14 protein-coding genes are annotated in these 18,508 nt (G+C 74.2%); 10 read left to right on the top strand and 4 right to left on the bottom strand.

Annotation, left to right across the window (positions count from 1 at the left end; genetic code table 11):
- Positions 1 to 123: 123 nt before the first annotated feature.
- Together ACFVU3_RS30705 and ACFVU3_RS30710 are read right to left on the bottom strand one after the other, a co-directional pair.
- Positions 124 to 405 (bottom strand): antitoxin, encoded by a 282-nt coding sequence (locus tag ACFVU3_RS30705; RefSeq protein WP_390071329.1) that lies wholly within the window; start codon positions 403 to 405, stop codon positions 124 to 126.
- 28 nt (positions 406 to 433) lie between these two features.
- Positions 434 to 847 (bottom strand): hypothetical protein, encoded by a 414-nt coding sequence (locus ACFVU3_RS30710; RefSeq protein WP_390071331.1) that lies wholly within the window; start codon positions 845 to 847, stop codon positions 434 to 436.
- Between the two features lie 171 nt (positions 848 to 1,018).
- Here ACFVU3_RS30710 and miaA point away from each other — a divergent pair, with 171 nt between their 5' ends.
- The 6 genes from miaA (at position 1,019) to hflX (ending at position 9,144) form a co-directional block, all read left to right on the top strand.
- Positions 1,019 to 1,957: a tRNA (adenosine(37)-N6)-dimethylallyltransferase MiaA gene (gene miaA / locus ACFVU3_RS30715; protein WP_390071333.1), complete on the top strand. Its 939-nt coding sequence runs from the start codon at positions 1,019 to 1,021 to the stop codon at positions 1,955 to 1,957.
- A gap of 108 nt (positions 1,958 to 2,065) precedes the next feature.
- Positions 2,066 to 2,518, top strand: a complete 453-nt coding sequence (locus tag ACFVU3_RS30720) for a hypothetical protein (protein WP_390071463.1) — start codon at positions 2,066 to 2,068, stop codon at positions 2,516 to 2,518.
- 67 nt (positions 2,519 to 2,585) lie between these two features.
- A complete protein-coding gene (dapF, locus tag ACFVU3_RS30725; RefSeq protein ID WP_390071335.1) occupies positions 2,586 to 3,461 on the top strand; it encodes a diaminopimelate epimerase in 876 nt (291 codons plus the stop codon).
- 286 nt (positions 3,462 to 3,747) lie between these two features.
- A complete protein-coding gene (locus ACFVU3_RS30730; RefSeq protein WP_390071337.1) occupies positions 3,748 to 5,883 on the top strand; it encodes a RelA/SpoT family protein in 2,136 nt (711 codons plus the stop codon).
- An 86-nt stretch (positions 5,884 to 5,969) separates the two neighbouring features.
- Positions 5,970 to 7,508, top strand: coding sequence for a M1 family metallopeptidase (locus tag ACFVU3_RS30735; RefSeq protein WP_390071339.1), 1,539 nt, complete (start codon positions 5,970 to 5,972; stop codon positions 7,506 to 7,508).
- A 142-nt stretch (positions 7,509 to 7,650) separates the two neighbouring features.
- Positions 7,651 to 9,144 carry a GTPase HflX gene (gene hflX / locus ACFVU3_RS30740; protein WP_390071341.1) on the top strand — a complete coding sequence of 498 codons (1,494 nt, stop codon included), beginning with the start codon at positions 7,651 to 7,653 and terminating at the stop codon, positions 9,142 to 9,144.
- A 69-nt stretch (positions 9,145 to 9,213) separates the two neighbouring features.
- On the opposite strand, the gene ACFVU3_RS30745 is transcribed toward hflX, so the two are convergent.
- Both ACFVU3_RS30745 and ACFVU3_RS30750 read right to left on the bottom strand, forming a co-directional pair.
- Positions 9,214 to 10,413, bottom strand: a complete 1,200-nt coding sequence (locus ACFVU3_RS30745) for a trypsin-like serine peptidase (RefSeq protein WP_390071343.1) — start codon at positions 10,411 to 10,413, stop codon at positions 9,214 to 9,216.
- A 95-nt stretch (positions 10,414 to 10,508) separates the two neighbouring features.
- The gene (locus ACFVU3_RS30750; protein WP_390071344.1) at positions 10,509 to 11,684 is read right to left on the bottom strand and encodes a trypsin-like serine peptidase; all 1,176 of its coding nucleotides are present in this window, start codon (positions 11,682 to 11,684) and stop codon (positions 10,509 to 10,511) included.
- A gap of 662 nt (positions 11,685 to 12,346) precedes the next feature.
- On the opposite strand from ACFVU3_RS30750, the gene ACFVU3_RS30755 reads away from it, so the two are divergent.
- The 4 genes from ACFVU3_RS30755 to ACFVU3_RS30770 all read left to right on the top strand — a co-directional run bounded on the left by ACFVU3_RS30755 (position 12,347) and on the right by ACFVU3_RS30770 (position 18,508).
- Entirely contained in the window at positions 12,347 to 13,714 is a 1,368-nt protein-coding gene (locus tag ACFVU3_RS30755; protein ID WP_390071464.1) for a diaminobutyrate--2-oxoglutarate transaminase family protein, read from the top strand.
- 38 nt (positions 13,715 to 13,752) lie between these two features.
- Positions 13,753 to 15,633 carry an IucA/IucC family protein gene (locus tag ACFVU3_RS30760; RefSeq protein WP_390071346.1) on the top strand — a complete coding sequence of 627 codons (1,881 nt, stop codon included), beginning with the start codon at positions 13,753 to 13,755 and terminating at the stop codon, positions 15,631 to 15,633.
- Positions 15,634 to 15,715: 82 nt separating this feature from the next.
- Entirely contained in the window at positions 15,716 to 16,630 is a 915-nt protein-coding gene (locus tag ACFVU3_RS30765) for a GNAT family N-acetyltransferase (RefSeq protein ID WP_390071347.1), read from the top strand.
- A 60-nt stretch (positions 16,631 to 16,690) separates the two neighbouring features.
- Positions 16,691 to 18,508 carry an IucA/IucC family protein gene (locus tag ACFVU3_RS30770; RefSeq protein ID WP_390071349.1) on the top strand — a complete coding sequence of 606 codons (1,818 nt, stop codon included), beginning with the start codon at positions 16,691 to 16,693 and terminating at the stop codon, positions 18,506 to 18,508.

Consider the following 18,508-nt stretch of genomic DNA (forward strand, 5'->3'; position numbering starts at 1 on the left):
CGCCGCCGATCCCGCGGCCCCCCGCGGGCCCTCCGGGCCGCCCGCCCCCCCCGCCGGGGCGGTGCCCGGGGAGGACGTCCTCCGCGGCCACCGCCCGTCCGCGCGTGCCCCCGGGACGAGGACCTAGGCGGCCGGAGGCGTGGGCGGAGGCGTGCCGTCGCTTCCGGGCGTGCCGTCGCCGCCGGGCGTGCCGTCGTTCTTGTGCCCGATCCGGTCGATGGCCTCCTTGGCCTTGCCGGTACCGGACTGGATCTTGTCGCTGTACTTGCCCTTGGTCTTCTCGTCGACCATCTTGGCGGCCTTGTCCAGACCCTGGTCGATCTTGCCCCCGTGCTGCTGCGCGAGGTCGGAGACCTTGTCCTTGGCCGGGCCCAGCTTGGCCTTCAGTGAATCCAGGAGACCCATGGGGCACCTCTCCGTGTCCGTGTCCTGCCTACCTGCGGGCGGTCTCGCCGGTCTCGCTCTCCGCGTCCGACGCGGTGCCGGCCGACTGCTGCCGCGGGATCTCCACGACCTCCGCGACGGCCCCGGCCTCCTCCGGGGCGCCCTCCTCGCCGGACACCGGTACGGCCGCGTCCGGCCCGGGAGTGTCCGGTCCGGAGGCGTCCGGTCCGTCGGCGGCCGTCCCGGCGGCGGCCTCGTCGGCGGCGGCCTCCGGGGCGGATCCCGCCGGGGCGGTGAGGCCCGCCACGGTCACCCGTGTCACCGGTCCGTCCGCCCCGGTGCTCTCCGTCGCGCCGGACTCCTCCGTCGTACCGGTCTCCGCCTCCGCGGTCTCCGGGGAGACCTCGGCCACACCGTCCGCCGTACCCTTCTTCTTCCGCCGAAACATTGCGAAAACGCCCATATTCACTCCATAGCGTACTCGTCAGGGGGTGCCGTGCGGGGGAGCGACGGCCCGAACTCGGCCGGAACCCCATGGAACTCGGCCGGAACACACGCACGGGCAACGAACCCCCCACCCCCCTGTCACGTCGCTCGTTCGGGGACGCCTCCCGAGGTTTGCGAGACTGGGGCGGTGAGAAGCGCAGCTCCCGCACCGCGGGTCATCGCCGTCGTCGGCCCCACGGCGGCCGGAAAGTCCGATCTGGGTGTGTTCCTGGCCCAGCAGCTCGGCGGCGAGGTCGTCAACGCCGACTCGATGCAGCTCTACCGCGGGATGGACATCGGCACCGCCAAACTGACGGTGGAGGAGCGAGGCGGCGTCCCGCACCACCTCCTCGACATCTGGGACGTCACCGAGGCCGCCAGCGTCGCCGAGTACCAGCGCCTCGCCCGCGCCGAGATCGACCGGCTGCTCGCCGAGGGCCGTACCCCCGTCCTCGTCGGCGGCTCCGGCCTGTACGTGCGCGGCGCCGTGGACGCCCTGGAGTTCCCCGGCACCGACCCCGGGATCCGGGCCCGCCTGGAGGCGGAGCTCGACGAGCGCGGCTCCGGCGTCCTGCACGCCCGGCTCGCCGCCGCCGACCCCGAGGCGGCCCGCGCGATCCTGCCCAGCAACGGACGCCGGATCGTCCGTGCCCTGGAGGTCATCGAGATCACGGGGAAGCCCTTCACCGCCAACCTCCCCGGCCACGAGTCCGTCTACGACACGGTCCAGATCGGCGTGGACGTGGCCCGTCCCGAGCTCGACGAGCGGATCACCACGCGCGTGGACCGCATGTGGGAGGCCGGCCTGGTCGACGAGGTCCGCGCCCTGGAGGCGCTCGGGCTGCGCGAGGGGCGCACGGCCTCCCGCGCGCTCGGCTACCAGCAGGTGCTCGCGGCGCTCGCGGGGGAGTGCACCGAGGACGAGGCACGGGCCGAGACCGTGCGCGCCACCAAGCGCTTCGCCCGCCGCCAGGACTCGTGGTTCCGCCGCGACCCGCGCGTCCACTGGCTCAGCGGGGCGGCCGATCACCGCGGGGAACTCCCGCGAGAGGCGCTGTCGTTGGTCGAACGAGCGGTTACAGCCTGATCACGTGATGGCATCGGGACGCCCTGCCCGTCATTTCGGCGGTCGGGAGCGTGCCATCATCGAGCATCGATCGACCAAGTGGAGTCCGAGTTGGGAGGGCGCGTGGCGATGGAGGCCGGCCCTCGCGACAGAGAACAGCACGAGTCGGTGCCCGGGAGTGCCCCGGGGCTGACGCCCGACGGGCCCGACGACGCGGAGGGCTCCGCCGTCGAGGTCGACACCGCCGAGGTCGAGGTCGAGCTGCGCCCGCGGCGCCTGCTGCGGATCTGGCAGCTCGCCCCGATCGTGGGTCTCGCCGCCGTCGGCTCCCTGATGTTCGCCTTCCCGCTGGCCTTCGGCTCCGGCGACGGCGGCGCGGTCGTCGCCATGCTCGGCCTGCTCATCAGCTTCTGCGCCGCCGGCTGGGGCATGATGGCCGCCCGCAAGGTCGGCTACACCTGGCCGGGACTGCCGCAGCGCGGCTCCGGCGAGCGGCCGGACTGGCGGGTGCTCGCCCTGTACGTGACCACCATCGCGGCCCTCGTCGCGCTCGCGGTCTGGCGCGTCGCCCGGCTCCGCTGAGCCCCCGCGGGGCTCGCCTCGCGGACAACCGGAACGGGTGTCCGGGCGGCACCGTACAGTTGATCTCGTGACCAGCACGCAGACCACCCCGCTCCGTTACCTCAAGGGCCACGGCACCGAGAACGACTTCGTGATCGTCCCCGACGCGGCGAACGAGATCGACCTGCCCCCCGCCCTCGTCGCCCGGCTCTGCGACCGCCGCGCCGGTCTCGGCGGTGACGGCGTGCTGCACGTCGTGCGCAGCGCCGCCCATCCCGAGGCCCGTGCCATGGCCGACGAGGCCGAATGGTTCATGGACTACCGGAACGCCGACGGCACGGTCGCCGAGATGTGCGGCAACGGGGTCCGGGTCTTCGCCCGCTACCTGGAGCACGCCGGCCACGTCACCGCCGGCGAGGTCGCCGTCGCCACCCGCGGCGGGGTCAAGCGCGTCCACCTCGACAAGGACGGCTCCGTCACCGTCGCGATGGGCCGCGCCGTCCTCCCCGAGGAGGGCGTCACGGTCGCCGTCGACGGGCGCAGCTGGCCCGCGCGGAACGTGAACATGGGCAATCCGCACGCCGTCGCCTTCGTCGAGGACCTTGCCCACGCGGGCACGCTGTACGACGAGCCGCCGTACGAGCCGGCGGCGGTCTACCCCGACGGGGTCAACATCGAGTTCGTCGCGGACCGCGGCCCCCGCCACGTCGCCATGCGCGTCCACGAGCGCGGCGCCGCCGAGACCCGCTCCTGCGGCACCGGCGCCTGCGCGGTCGCCGTCGCCGCCGCCCGCCGCGACGGCGTCGACCCGGCCGAGACCGGCGCCCCCGCCACGTACACCGTCGACGTCCTCGGCGGCACCCTCGTCATCACCGAGCACCCCGGCGGGGAGATCGAGATGACCGGACCGGCCGTCATCGTCGCGGAGGGCACCCTGGAGCCCTCCTGGCTCGCCCAGGGCTGAGCGCGCCCAGGGCTGAGCGCGTCCCGGGCCCGGATCGCCCGGGGCGCTGCCCGCCCGGGCCCGGACCGCCCAGGGCCAGGCCCGTCCGGAGGGTGCCCGTCCGAGGGGCTCCGCCGGGCGGCGTAATCGAAACAGTCAACGACTCTCGTGTCGCTCGAATGGGTGATCCGATTCACGCTGGGCGAGAGCGTGACTGCGCCACGTGGTGGGGTCGGTAGCATCAAGCACCGGCCCCCCGGGCTCTCCTCGCCCGTCCACCGCCGGTCGACGTCGCCGGAGGTGCCCCATGAGCGCAGAGGCCACGAACCCCGTGAGCGCGGCCGAGGCCGCAGCCACCGACACGGGCGTCCGCAGGCGCGGACGCGCCCGGCTGGATCTGCGGAGGCTCGGCCGGGCCGCCCTGCTCGGTGCCACCGCGGGCCCCGCCCCGCGCGACCGGCTGCCCGACGCCATCGGCCACGTCGCCGAGGCGCACCGGGCCCACCACCCCGAGGCCGACCTGTCGGTGCTGCGCCGGGCGTACGTGCTCGCCGAGTCCTCGCACCGGGGACAGTTCCGCAAGAGCGGCGAGCCGTACATCACCCATCCGCTCGCCGTCACCCTGATCCTCGCGGAGCTCGGCGCCGAGACCACCACCCTGACCGCCTCCCTCCTCCACGACACCGTCGAGGACACCGAGGTGACGCTCGACCAGGTGCGCCGGGAGTTCGGCGACGAGGTCGCCTACCTCGTCGACGGCGTCACCAAGGTGGAGAAGATCGACTACGGTGCCGCGGCCGAACCCGAGACCTTCCGCAAGATGCTCGTCGCCACCGGCAACGACGTCCGGGTCATGTCGATCAAACTCGCCGACCGGCTCCACAACATGCGCACCCTCGGCGTGATGCGGCCCGAGAAGCAAGCCCGCATCGCCAAGGTCACCCGGGACGTCCTCATCCCCCTCGCCGAACGGCTCGGCGTCCAGGCGCTCAAGACCGAGCTGGAGGACCTGGTCTTCGCCATCCTCCACCCCGAGGAGTACGAGACCACCCGCGCGCTCATCGCCGACGCCACCGGCTCCGGCTCCCCGGACGCGCTCGCCGCCGTCGCCGAACAGGTCGGCGCCGTCCTGCGCGAGGCGGACATCGCCGCCGAAGTCCTCGTCCGCCCCCGCCACTTCGTCTCCGTCCACCGCGTCCGCCTCAAGCGCGGCGACCTGCGCGGCTGCGACTTCGGGCGGCTCCTCGTCCTCGTCGCCGAGGACGCCGACTGCTACGCGGTCCTCGGCGAGCTGCACACCTGCTTCACCCCGCTGATCTCGGAGTTCAAGGACTTCATCGCCGCCCCCAAGTTCAACCTGTACCAGTCGCTGCACACCGCGATCGCCGCCCCCGACGGGGCCGTCGCCGAGGTCCTCATCCGCACCCACCGCATGCACAAGGTCGCCGAGGCCGGGGTCGTCGCCCTCGGCAGCCCCTACGGCACCGCCCCCGAACCCGCCGACCTCCCCGAGACCGCCGAGGACGGCGAGCGCACCGACCCCACCCGGCTCGGCTGGCTCGCCCGCCTCCTCGACTGGCAGGAGTCCGCCCCCGACCCCGACACCTTCTGGAGCTCGCTCCACGCCGACCTCGCCGAGGACCGCGAGATCACCGTCTTCCGGGCCGACGGCGGGACCCTGGGGCTCCCCGCCGGCTCCACCTGCGTCGACGCCGCCTACGCGCGCCACGGCGAGGCCGCCCACGCCTGCCTCGGCGCCCGCGTCAACGGCCGGCTCGCCCCGCTGAGCACCGTCCTCTCCGACGGCGACACCGTGCAGCTGCTCCTCGCCCAGGACACCGGTTCCGGGCCCTCCCCGGAGTGGCTGGACCACGCCCGTACCCCCGCCGCCCGGATCGCCATCACCGCCTGGCTCCAGGCGCACCCGGAAGCCGCCCACCAGCCGGCCGCCGCCCCCCGCCCGCCGCTCAGCGTCGCCGCCGACCGCAGCTCCCGGGCGGAACTCCACGCCGACGTCGACGGCGGCCCGCCGGCCCCCGTCCGCCCGGCCGGCTGCTGCACGCCCGTGCCCCCCGACACGATCACCGGCTTCCGGGTCCGCGGCGGCGCCGTCACCGCCCACCGCACCGGCTGTCCCGCCGTGGACGTCATGCACCGGCTCGGCCGGGCCGCCGTCCCCGTCCGCTGGGGCGACGCCGCCCACTGCCGGGTCACCCTCGTCGCCGAATCGTTCGGCCGCCCCGGCCTGCTCGCCGACCTCACCGAGGCCATCGCCACCGCCGGCGCCGAGGTCGTCTCCGCCACCGTCGAACCGCCCAGCGAGCAGCGGGTCCGCCACACCTACACCCTCCAGCTCGCCGACGCCGCCGAACTCCCGAACCTCATGCGGGCCATGCGCGACGTCCCCGGCGTCTACGACGTCGGCCGCACCCACCGCCTCTGACACCCCGGCCCCGCCGGTGACACCTTCGGGTGGCGGGTGCGCGCGTCGGCCGGGGGAGCGGGCCGGGGCCCTGGTAGCCCTGGCCCATGGCGCACACTTCCCGCCCCCTCCCTCCGGCCCCCGCCCCCGCCGTCCCGGCCGCCGAGGACCCCGCCCGGCCGCCGCGCCGGCCGGGCCGCCGGCCGTGGCTCCGGGCCGCCGTCCTCGTCGCCGCCTCCGCCGGACTGGTCGCCGCCGCGCTGCCCGCCCCGGCCCCCCTCGGCATCGGCGACCCGCTCTTCCCGCACCTCGGCAACCCCGGCTACGACGTCCTCGCGTACGACATCGCCCTCACCTACTCCGGCGTGAACACCGAGCCCCTCGCCGCCGTCACCCGCGTCGACGCCCTCGCCACCGCCGACCTCGACCGGTTCCACCTCGACTTCACCCACGGCACGGTCTCCGGCGTCACCGTCGACGGCCGGCCCGCCGCGTACGCGACCAGCGGCGAGGACCTGGTCGTCACCCCGGCCGAGCCGATCGACGCCGGCGAACCCGTCACCGTCACCGTCCGCCACACCAGCGACCCGCGCGGCCCCGCCGACAACGGCGGCTGGGTCCGCACCTCCGACGGCCTCGCCATGGCCAACCAGGCCGACGCCGCCCACCGCGTCTTCCCCTCCAACGACCACCCCTCCGACAAGGCCGCCTTCACCTTCCGGATCACCGCCCCGCGCGAACTGACCGCCGTCGCCAACGGCCTGCCCGCCGGCCGCTCCGACCACGGCGCCACCACCACCTGGACCTACCGCACCCGCCACCCCATGGCCACCGAACTCGCCCAGGTCTCCATCGGCCGCTCCACCGTCCTGCACCGCACGGGCCCGCGCGGCCTGCCCGTCCGCGACGTGGTCCGCACCCAGGACCGGGAGGCGCTGGAGCCCTGGCTGCGCCGCACCCCCGGCCACCTGGAGTGGATGGAGGCCAAGGTCGGCCCGTACCCCTTCGAGACGTACGGCGTGCTGGTCGCCGACGCCACGACCGGCTTCGAGCTGGAGACCCAGACCCTCTCCCTCTTCGAGCGCCGGCTCTTCACCGACCCCCGCTTCCCCGAGTGGTACGTGGACGCGGTCATGGTCCACGAACTGGCCCACCACTGGTTCGGCGACAGCGTCTCCCCCCGCAGATGGTCCGACCTGTGGCTCAACGAGGGCCACGCGAGCTGGTACGAGGCGCTGTACGCCGACGAGACGGCCGGCCAGTCCCTGGAGAAGCGCATGAAGGCCGCCTACGCCGCCTCCGACGGCTGGCGCGCGAACGGAGGACCCCCCGCGGCCCCCCGCCCGCCCCTGCCCGGCGCCAAGATCAGCCTCTTCCGGCCCGTCGTGTACGACGGCAGCGCGCTCGTCCTCTACGCCCTCCGGCACGAGATCGGCACCGAGGCGTTCGACCGCCTGCAACGGCGCTGGGTCACCGGACACCGCGACGGCGTCGCCTCGACCGCCGACTTCACGGCCCTGGCCGAACAGGTCTCCGGACGCGAGCTCGACGCCTTCTTCACCGGCTGGCTGTACGGCGAGAAGACCCCGCCCATGCCCGGACATCCGGACTGGCGCAGCCTCCCGCCCGAGGACCAGGCCCGCTGAGGAAACCCGCGTGACGGGCGCGGGGCGGCCGTGTCACCATTTTCACGTCGGCGACGCGGCCGGCCCGGGATCCCGCGAGGGAATCTTCCGGGGCCGGCGCACGTTGTACCGACACCATCGTTCCGACCGACGTAAGGATCCAATGACCTCCTCTTCTTCCCCTTCCCAGGACGAGCAGAGCTTCGCGCAGTCGCGCCGCACCGAGAGCCTTCGGGCCGATGCCCTGATGGAAGAGGACGTCGCCTGGAGCCACGAGATCGACGGAGACCGGGACGGCGAGCAGTTCGACCGCTCCGAGCGCGCCGCGCTGCGCCGCGTCGTCGGCCTCTCTACCGAACTCGAGGACGTCACCGAGGTCGAGTACCGGCAGCTGCGCCTGGAGCGCGTCGTGCTCGTCGGTGTCTGGACCTCGGGGACCGTGCAGGACGCCGAGAACTCCCTCGCGGAGCTCGCGGCCCTCGCCGAGACGGCCGGCGCCCTCGTCCTCGACGGCGTCATCCAGCGCCGCGACAAGCCCGACCCGGCCACCTTCATCGGTTCCGGCAAGGCCCAGGAGCTGCGGGACATCGTCGTCGAGACCGGCGCCGACACCGTCGTCTGCGACGGCGAGCTCAGCCCCGGCCAGCTCATCGCCCTCGAAGACGTCGTCAAGGTCAAGGTGGTCGACCGGACCGCCCTGATCCTCGACATCTTCGCCCAGCACGCCAAGTCCCGAGAGGGCAAGGCACAGGTCGCCCTCGCGCAGATGCAGTACATGCTGCCGCGCCTGCGCGGCTGGGGTCAGTCGCTCTCCCGGCAGATGGGTGGCGGCGGCGGTGGCGGCATGGCCACCCGTGGTCCCGGTGAGACCAAGATCGAGACCGACCGGCGCCGCATCCGCGAGAAGATGGCGAAGATGCGCCGGGAGATCGCGGAGATGAAGACCGGCCGCGACATCAAGCGGCAGGAACGGCGCCGCAACAAGGTGCCGTCGGTCGCCATCGCCGGCTACACCAACGCCGGCAAGTCCTCCCTGCTCAACCGCCTCACGGGCGCCGGCGTCCTGGTGGAGAACGCGCTGTTCGCCACCCTCGACCCGACCGTCCGCCGGGCCGAGACGCCGTCCGGCCGGGTCTACACCCTGGCCGACACCGTCGGCTTCGTCCGGCACCTGCCGCACCACCTGGTCGAGGCGTTCCGCTCCACCATGGAGGAGGTCGCCGACGCCGACCTCATCCTGCACGTGGTGGACGGCTCGCACCCCGCCCCGGAGGAGCAGCTGGCCGCCGTGCGCGAGGTCTTCCGCGACGTCGGCGCGGTGAACGTGCCGGAGATCGTGATCGTCAACAAGGCCGACGCGGCCGACCCGCTGGTCCTCCAGCGACTGCTCCGCGTCGAGAAGCACTCCATGGCCGTCTCCGCCCGCTCGGGCGAGGGCATCGAGGAGCTGCTCGCCCTGATCGACCGCGAGCTGCCGCGCCCCGAGGTGGAGATCGAGGTCCTCCTGCCCTACACGCAGGGCGGTCTCGTCTCCCGCGTCCACGCCGAGGGCGAGATGCTCTCCGAGGAGCACACCCCCGAGGGCACCCTGGTCAAGGCCCGGGTGCACGAGGAACTGGCGGCGGCGCTCGCGCCGTACGTCCCCGCCGCGCACTGAGCACGGACCGCAGAAGGCGCCGGCCCCCTCCCGATCGCGGGAGGGGGCCGGCGCCTTTCATGGCCTCCGTCAGCGGGCGAACTTCTTGCTGACCATGTCGTACGCGGCCTGCGCGCCCCGGCCGAGCTGCGGACCGGCCAGCCAGCCGTTGCCGCGCGCCGGGCCGATCGAGGTGTTCGACACCAGCACCGTCCTCCCGCCCGGCAGCGCCCGGAACCAGCCGCCTCCCGACGAACCCGCCGTCATCGTGCAGCCGATCCGGTACATCACCGGCGTCGCCGGCGCCGCCGTCAGCCGCGAGGCCCCGGTCAGGCACTTGTGCATGATCACCCCGTTGTACGGGGCGGCCTGCGGGTAGCCCCAGGCCCCCACGGTCCCGGCCCGGGCCGGCGCGGGGGCGGAGAAGTCGACCGGCAGCGCCGCGCCGACGGTCTCCTCCAGCGACTTCCCGCCGCGCTGCGGCTGCACGTGCAGGACGGCGTAGTCGTACGGCCACGCCTGGTCCGTGCCGCCGCGCTGGAGCCACTCGCCCGAGGTCACCGCCCAGTCCGCCCAGTACTGGCCGTACGGGTACACCTCGTGCGGCCGCGCCCCGCGCAGGGCGGCCGGGGACCGGCCCAGGTCGTTGAAGGCCGGGACGAAGGTGATGTTGCGGTACCAGCCGCCGCCCTTCCCCGCGTGCACGCAGTGCCCGGCCGTCCAGACCAGGTTCGACTTCCCGGGCCGGCGCGGGTCCTTCACGATCGTGCCCGAGCAGACCATCGAGCCCTGCGGGGAGTCGAAGAAGATCTTGCCGACCGGGGCGGCGTTGCGGTGGTACGGGGTCTTCTCGCGCTGCGCCGTCACCGGCCGCGGCACCGGGTCGGAGCCGGAGGCCCCGGCCTGCGCGGTGATCGTCGGATCCGGGCTCTTCGCCGACTGCATCCGCGCCGGGTCCCACAGGTCCTCGATGACCGGGTTGACGAAGTCCTCGGCCTCGCGCAGCCAGGTGGAGGCGGACCAGTCCTTCCACCCGCCCCGCTTCCACGCCTCGATGTCGACGCCGTGCTTCTTGAGCCTGTCGGCGAGATCGCCGGCCAGGTCGCCCGCGCCTGCCCCGGCCGCGCCGTCGCTGTCGCCGCCGTCCGCGGAGGGTGCGGGCGCGGAGCCGCTCGTCGCGCCGGCCGGCTTGTCCGCGGCCTCCGTCCCGCCGGGCCCGCAGGCCGTGGCGGTCAGCGCGAGCGCCGTCGCCACGCCGAGGGCCGCGGGTATGAATCGTGCAGAGCGCATCCGGTGGTGTCCCCCTGGAAGTGTCGTGAGCGAGCGGAGGGAGGCGGGACCGTACGGTCCCGCCTCCCTCCGCTCACGCGCCGTGGCTCACCGGCCTACTGGCCGGCGTACTTCTTGCTGACCTCGTCGAAGATGGCCTTGGCCTCGGGGCCGAGACGCGGTCCCGCCAGCCAGCCGGCCGTCGACGGGCCGATCGAGGTGTTCGACACCAGCGCCGGCTGACCGTCCTTGCCCGTGGCGACCCAGCCGCCACCGGACGAACCCGCCGTCATCGTGCAGCCGATGCGGTACATCGTCGGCTGCTCCGCCTTCAGCGACAGCCGGCCCGGCTTGTCCGCGCACTGGAACATCTTCTGGCCGTCGAACGGCGGCGCCGCCGGGTAGCCGGTCGCCGTCATGTCCGCGATCTTCGGCACCGCCGGGGCGTTGAAGTCGACCGGCAGGGCCGTACCGACCGTCTCCTCCAGCGACTTGCCGGACGCGCCCTTCTCCGGGGTCACCTGGATGACCGCGAAGTCGTACGGGGCGCCCGCGCCGCCGGTGGACGCGCCCTCGGCGATCCACTCGTCGGAGGTCTTGACCCAGTCCGCCCACCACACGCCGTACGGGGCGATCTGCTCGCGCGACGCCTTCTCGAGGGCGGAGGTCTCCAGCGCGGCGTCGTTGTACGAGGGGACGAAGGCGATGTTGCGGTACCAGCCGCCCTCCTTGCCCTTGTGGACGCAGTGGCCGGCGGTCCACACCAGGTTGGACTTGCCCGGGTGGGCGGGGTCCTTCACCACGGTGGCCGAGCAGACCATGGAACCGTCGGGCCCGTCGAAGAACACCTTGCCCGACGCGGGCGAGTTGTCGTGGTACTTCGCCGGCACCGCGGCGGCCTTCACCGGCTCCGGCGTCGGGTCGGTGACCCCCTCGTCGCCCGAGATGTCCTCCTCCTCGACCGGCCGCTCGGGACGCTCGGCGTCCCTCATCCGGTCCGGGTCCCAGAGGTCCTCGATGATCGGGTTGACGAAGTCCTTCGCCTCACGGAGCCACTTGTCCTTGTCCCAGTTCCTCCACTCGCCGTCGCGCCACTTGTCGATGTCGATCCCGTGGTCCTTCAGCCGCTGCTTCAGGTCCTCCGGAATCTTGATCTTGTCGACCGGGTTCTCGTTCACCGGCGCACTGGGCTTGTCTCCGGCGTTCTCCTCGCTCGGGCCGCAGGCCGTCGCGGTGAGCGTCAGCGCCGCGACGGCGGACGCCGCCATCAGCAGCGGACGAATCGATCGCATCTCGTGATCCCCCTGGGACTACGTCAACTGGTGCATGTCTGAGCATCGGTCGCACCCGTGTCCGAACGGACACGGGACCGACGGCCCCCACTATGCCGGTGCCGGAGGGGACGGTACGCGCCCCGCCGCCGGTTCCGGAGCCGGTGCGGCCGTTGCCATGCCGTGATCCACGACACGCCAAGGATCTTGCCTCCGGCCCGTGTTCCCCGGCAGTTCCCGTCGTTGGTACGTACGGGGGACACAACGGCGGCGCCCGGAGCGGTCTTTGGACGCCGTCCGGCGGCCCGCCGATGTGCAACGCAACTGTTATCGCGGGAGGACGCCGAGCCGTGGCCGTGACCGAACCAGCTCCAGCTCCAGCCACCGCACCCACCCGTCCCCCGGAACCCCCGGCACAGCCCCCCACCCCGGAGGCCCCTCCCGCCCCGGCGAGCCCCTCCGCCCCGGGGGCGATTCCGCACCAGGAGCTTCCGGACCCGGCTCCCGTTCCGGCGGCGGTGCGGGACGGGGCGAAGGCCCCGGTCTCGGTGCTGGTGTCGGTGCCCGTCCCGGTCTCGGTGCCGGTCGCCGGTCCGGGCACGGCGGGGAGCACTGCGGGCGGGGAGACGTCGGGGGAGCCCGCGAGGGCGCCCGCAGCCTCGACCCGGCGCGGCTACGGGACGGTGGCGGGCGGCGGTCACGAGGCCATCCTGCGGCGGCAGGCCCAGCGCGAGTCCAGCGCCCGCACCTACGCCCGCTCACTCCCGATCGTCCCGGTCCGCGCCCGCGGCCTGACCATCGAGGGCGCCGACGGCCGGCGCTACCTCGACTGCCTCTCGGGCGCCGGCACCCTCGCCCTCGGCCACAACCACCCGGTCGTCCTCGAAGCCATCCACAAGGTCCTCGACTCCGGGGCGCCCCTCCACGTCCTCGACCTCGCGACCCCGGTCAAGGACGCCTTCACCTCCGAACTCTTCGCCACCCTCCCCCCGGAACTCGCCGCCGACGCCCGCATCCAGTTCTGCGGCCCCGCAGGCACCGACGCCGTCGAGGCCGCGCTGAAACTGGTCCGCACCGCCACCGGCCGCAGTGGGCTGTTCGCCTTCACGGGCGCCTACCACGGCATGACCGCCGGGGCTCTCGCCGTCTCCGGCGGCGCCGACGACGTCCGCGTCACCCGGCTCCCGTACCCCCAGTCGTACCGCTGCCCCTTCGGCGTCGGCGGCGAGCGCGGCGCCGAGCTCTCCGCCCGCTGGACCGAGACCCTCCTCGCCGACCCCAAGAGCGGCGTCACCGCCCCCGCCGGCCTGATCGTCGAGGCCGTCCAGGGCGAGGGCGGCGTCCTCCCCGCCCCCGACGCCTGGATGCGCCGCGTGCGGAGCATCACCGCCCGGCACTCCATCCCGCTCGTCGTCGACGAGGTGCAGACGGGCGTCGGCCGCACCGGAGCCTTCTGGGCCGTCGAGCACAGCGGCGTGGTCCCCGACGTGATGGTCCTGTCCAAGGCCATCGGCGGCTCCCTCCCGCTCGCCGTCGTCGTGTACCGCTCCGGACTCGATGCCTGGGAGCCGGGCGCCCACGCCGGCACCTTTCGCGGCAACCAGCTCGCCATGGCCGCCGGCACCGCCACCCTCGCGTACGTCCGCGAGAACCGCCTCGCCGAACGGGCCGCCACCCTCGGCGCCCGGATGCTCGGCCGGCTCCAGGACCTCCAGGCCGCCCACCCCTGCGTCGGCGACGTCCGCGGCCGCGGCCTGATGATCGGCGTCGAGCTCGTCGACCCCGGAGCCGCGGGCCCCGACGACCCCGTCCCGCCCGCCGCCCCGGCCCTCGCCCGGGCCGTCCGGCGCGAGTGCCTCGCCCGCGGACTCATCGTCGAGCTCGGCGGCCGCCACTCCGCCGTCGTCCGCCTGCTGCCCCCGCTCACCCTCACCGACGAGCAGGCCACCGCCGTCCTGGACCGTCTCGCCGACGCCCTCGCCGCCGCCGAGCGGGCCCACGTCCCCCGGCCGCCCGCCCCCCACCGGCCCGCCCCCGGACCGTCCCACTGACCCGGACCGCCCCCGGCCCCCTCCCCAAGGAAACCCGCGTGAACGCCACCCCCACCTCCCAGGTGCCCGAGACCGAGACCCACCCCGACGCCGAGGAGCGCACGGTCCCGCGCCAGCACACCGGCCCCGCTCCCCTCCGGCCGTCCCGTCCCGGAGGAGCCGCCCCGGCCGCCGGCCCGTCCCGGCCCGCCGCCCCCGCCGCCGACCCGCTCGACGACCCCGACCCCCAGCGGGCCGCCGACACCGCCGCCATCGAGAACCTCCTCCGCTGCTGGGTCCGGGAGAAGAACCTCCCCGCCCCCGAGTCGTCCACCCTCCGCGTCCCCCTCGACGCCAGCGGCACCGCCCTCCTCGTCCCCGTCCGCTACTGGTCGGCCACCGGCTGGCACCGCTTCGGCGCCCCCGCCCTGGAGAGCCTCCCCTCCAGCGCCCCGGCCGTCGACGCCGTCACCCTCGCCGCCCTCCTCAGCCGTGAGACCGGCCGCCCCGAGGCCACCGAACTCGTCGGCCGTGTCGCCGACTCCGCCCGCCGCACCGCCGACTTCCTCGACGCCCGCCGCCGCGCCCCCAGGCCCCACCCCGACGCCGACCTCTTCCTCGCCGCCGAACAGTCCCTCCTCCTCGGCCACCCGCTCCACCCCACCCCCAAGAGCCGCGAAGGTCTCTCCGAGGCCGAGGCCCGCCTCTACTCGCCCGAACTCCACGGCTCCTTCCCCCTCCACTGGTTCGCCGTCGACCACTCCCTCCTCGTCTCCGACTCCGCCTGGACCGAGCAGGGCCGCCCCGTCACCGCCGAACAGCTCACCTCCGGCCTCGCCGAAGGACTCGCCCACCCCACCGGCACCGCCCCCCTGCCCCTCCACCCCTGGCAGGCCCGCGAACTCCTCCACCGCCCCGACATCCGGGCCCTCCTCGACCGGGGCCTCCTCCACGACCTCGGCCCCCACGGCAGCCACTGGCACCCCACCTCCTCCGTCCGCACCGTCCACCGCCCCGGCGCCCGCGCCATGCTCAAGCTCTCCCTCGGCCTCCGCATCACCAACTCCCGCCGCGAGAACCTCCGCAAGGAACTCCACCGCGGCGTCGAGGTCCACCGCCTCCTGCGCACCGGCCTCGTCGACGAATGGCAGGCCGCCCACCCCGGGTTCGACATCGTCCGCGACCCCGCCTGGCTCGCCGTCGACGCCCCGGACGGCACCCCCGTGCCCGGCCTCGACCTGATGATCCGGCACAACCCCTTCGGCGCCGGCGACGACGCCGTCTGCCTCGCGGCCCTCACCTCCCCCCGCCCCCGGCCCGGGGCGACCGTCATGAGCTCCCGCCTCGCCGACCTCATCGGCCACCTCGCCGATCGCACCGGCCGCCCCGTCGCCGCCGTCTCCGCCGAGTGGTTCCTCCGCTACCTCGACCAGGTCGTCCGCCCCGTCCTCTGGCTCGACGGCCACGCCGGCATCGCCCTCGAAGCCCACCAGCAGAACACCCTCGTCCTCCTGGACGCCGAGGGCTGGCCCACCGGCGGCCGCTACCGCGACAACCAGGGCTACTACTTCCGCGAGTCCCACCGGGCCGAGCTGGAGAGCCGCCTCCCCGGCATCGGCGCACACAGCGACACCTTCGTCTCCGACCAGGTCACCGACGAGCGCTTCGCCTACTACCTCGGCATCAACAACGTCCTCGGCCTGATCGGCGCCTTCGGCGCCCAGCACCTCGCCGACGAGCGGATCCTGCTCGCCGCCTTCCGCTCCTTCCTCACCTCGGCCACCGGTCTCGGCTCACCCCTGCCGCACCGCCTCCTCGAAGCCGCCACCCTCCGCAGCAAGGCCAACCTCCTCACCCGCCTCCACGGCCTCGACGAACTCGTCGGCCCCGTCGACACCCAGTCCGTCTACGTCACCATCACCAACCCCCTCCGCGCCTGAGCCCCGGGCGGCCCACCAGCCGCCGCCCACCGCCCGCACCCACCGGCCCGTCCCTCGACCAATCACCGAAGGGACGACGCCCATGACCACGGAAGACCGCCCCATGTCCATACATCCGGACCACCGGCACGACGCCGGCACCGCAGCCGCCGACCGGTTCCCACCGTCCGACCCGACGGGCGACGACACCCTCGACCTCCGCGTCGACGATCTCGTCGCCCTCCTCACCGCCGGACAGCCCTCCCCACCGGCCACCACGGCCCCGACCGCCACGGACCTGACCGCCCCGGACGCGATCGCCACCGACCCGGTCACCACGGCCCCGACCGCCCCCGCCCTGGCGGCCACGGCCCCGACCGCCCCCGTCACGTCCGGGCCGGACACCTCCGGCCCCGCCGGGACCGCCGTCGACGCCCGCCTCGACGGCGACCTGCTCGACTCCGTCGCCTCCTGGGCCACGACGGACACCCGCTTCGGCAGCTTCCGCCTCGTCCCGGTCCGTCCGGGCCGCGACCTGCCCCTGCTCACCCGGTGGATGAACGACCCCGCCGTCGCCGCCTTCTGGGAACTCGCCGGACCCGAGAGCGTCACCGCCGACCACGTCCGCGCCCAGCTCGAAGGCGACGGCCGCAGCGTCCCCTGCCTCGGCGTGCTCGACTCCACCCCGATGAGCTACTTCGAGATCTACCGCGCCGACCTCGACCCGCTCGCCCGGGCCTACCCGGCCCGCCCGCACGACACGGGCGTCCATCTCCTCCTCGGAGGCGTCACCGACCGTGGCCGAGGAGTGGGCACGGCGCTTCTGCGGGCCGTCGCCGATCTCGTCCTCGACCACCGCCCCCGCTGCACCCGGGTCGTCGCCGAACCCGACATCCGCAACACCCCCTCCGTCTCGGCCTTTCTCAACGCCGGCTTCCGCTACGCGGCGGAAATCGACCTGCCCGACAAACGAGCCGCGCTCATGATCCGTGACCGGGCCCTCCGTCACGTTCTGTGAACACCCTCTGTCTTTGATACACCGCTCGACCCACAGCGGTTCCCACTTCGAGGAGGCTTTGTGACGACGTCCCCAGCACCCCACGACTCCGCACGACCCGCGGCGGCCGCGGCCCCCGAACTGCTCGCGCCCCCCGAGCTCAATCCCACCGCCTGGACCCGCGCCTCCGCCCGTACCCTCGCCAAGGCCCTCGGCGAGTTCGCCTACGAGGAGATCCTCGACCCCGTGCCCGTCGCGGGCGACCTCGCCGACCGGTACGCCCTCACCCTCGACGACGGCACCACCCTCGCCTTCACCGCCCGCCGCGGCGCCTACGGCAGCTGGCGCGTCGAGCCCGACACGATCACCCACGACGACGCGCCGCTGGCCGACCCCCTCGCCCTCCTCGTCCGCGCCCGCCGCCTCCTGGACCTCGACGGCGCCACCCTCGGACACCTCATCCGCGAGCTCTCCACCACCCTCGCCGCCGAGGCCCGCCTCGACCACACCGCCCTCCCCGCGGACCGCCTCGCCGACCTCCCGTACGCCGAACTCGAAGGCCACCAGACCGGACACCCCTGGCTCGTCCTCAACAAGGGCCGCATCGGCTTCTCCGCGACCGACGCCGCCCGATGGGCCCCCGAAGCCCGCCGCGCCACCCCCCTCCCGTGGCTCGCGGTCAGCAACCGCCTCGCCGCCTACCGCGGCGTGGCGGGGCTCGACACCCCCGACCGCCTCTACGCCCGGGAGCTCGACCCGCCCGTCCGGGAAGCGTTCCGCGCCGAGCTCACCGCCCGCGGCCTCGACCCCGACGCCTACCTGCTGCTGCCCGTGCACCCCTGGCAGTGGGACGAGATCCTGCTCCCGCTCTACGCCCCCGCCGTCGCCTCCGGTGCCATCGTCCCGCTCCCCGCCGACGGCGACCTCCGCCTGCCGCAGCAGTCCATCCGTACCTTCCTCAACACCAGCCGCCCCGACCGGCACACCGTCAAACTGCCGCTCTCCGTCCTCAACACCCTCGTCTGGCGCGGCCTCCCCACCGAACGCACCCTCGCCGCCCCCGCCGTCACCGCCTGGGTCCACGGACTGCGCGACGCCGACCCCTTCCTCCACGAGGAATGCGGCGTGATCCTCCTCGGCGAGGTCGCTTCCGTCACCGTCGAGCACCCCCTCTACGACCGGCTGCCCGAAGTCCCCTACCAGTACAAAGAACTCCTCGGCGCGATCTGGCGCGAACCGCTCCGCCTGCCGCCCGGCGAGCGCGCCCGCACCCTCGCGTCCCTGCTCCACACCGACCCCGAGGGCCGCGCCTTCGTCGCCGAACTCGTCACGCGGTCCGGCCTGGCCCCCGCCGTCTGGCTCCGCCGCCTCTTCGCCGCCCTGCTGCCACCCCTGCTCCACTTCCTCTACCGCTACGGCACGGTCTTCTCCCCGCACGGCGAGAACGCGATCGTCGTCTACGACGAGCAGGACGTCCCCGTCCGCCTGGCGATCAAGGACTTCGTCGACGACGTCAACATCAGCGCCCACCCCCTTCCCGAGCACGAGGACATGCCCGACGACGTCCGCGCCGTCCTCCTCACCGAGGAGCCCGGCTTCCTCACCCAGTTCATCCATTCGGGGCTCTTCGTCGGCGTCTTCCGTTACCTCGCCCCGCTGTGCGAGGAACAACTGGACGTACCCGAGCCGGACTTCTGGGCCCTCGTCCGTGCCGAGATCCTCCGCCACCAGGAGCGCTTCCCCGAGCTGAAGGACCGGTTCGAGCTCTTCGACCTGCTCACCCCGCGGATCGAACGGCTCTGCCTCAATCGCAACCGGCTGCACATGGACGGCTACCGGGACCGCGCCGACCGGCCGCACGCCGCCGTCCACGGCACCGTCCCCAACCCCCTCGCGTGA

Source organism: Streptomyces sp. NPDC058052 (assembly GCF_042885515.1).
GTDB lineage: Bacteria > Actinomycetota > Actinomycetes > Streptomycetales > Streptomycetaceae > Streptomyces.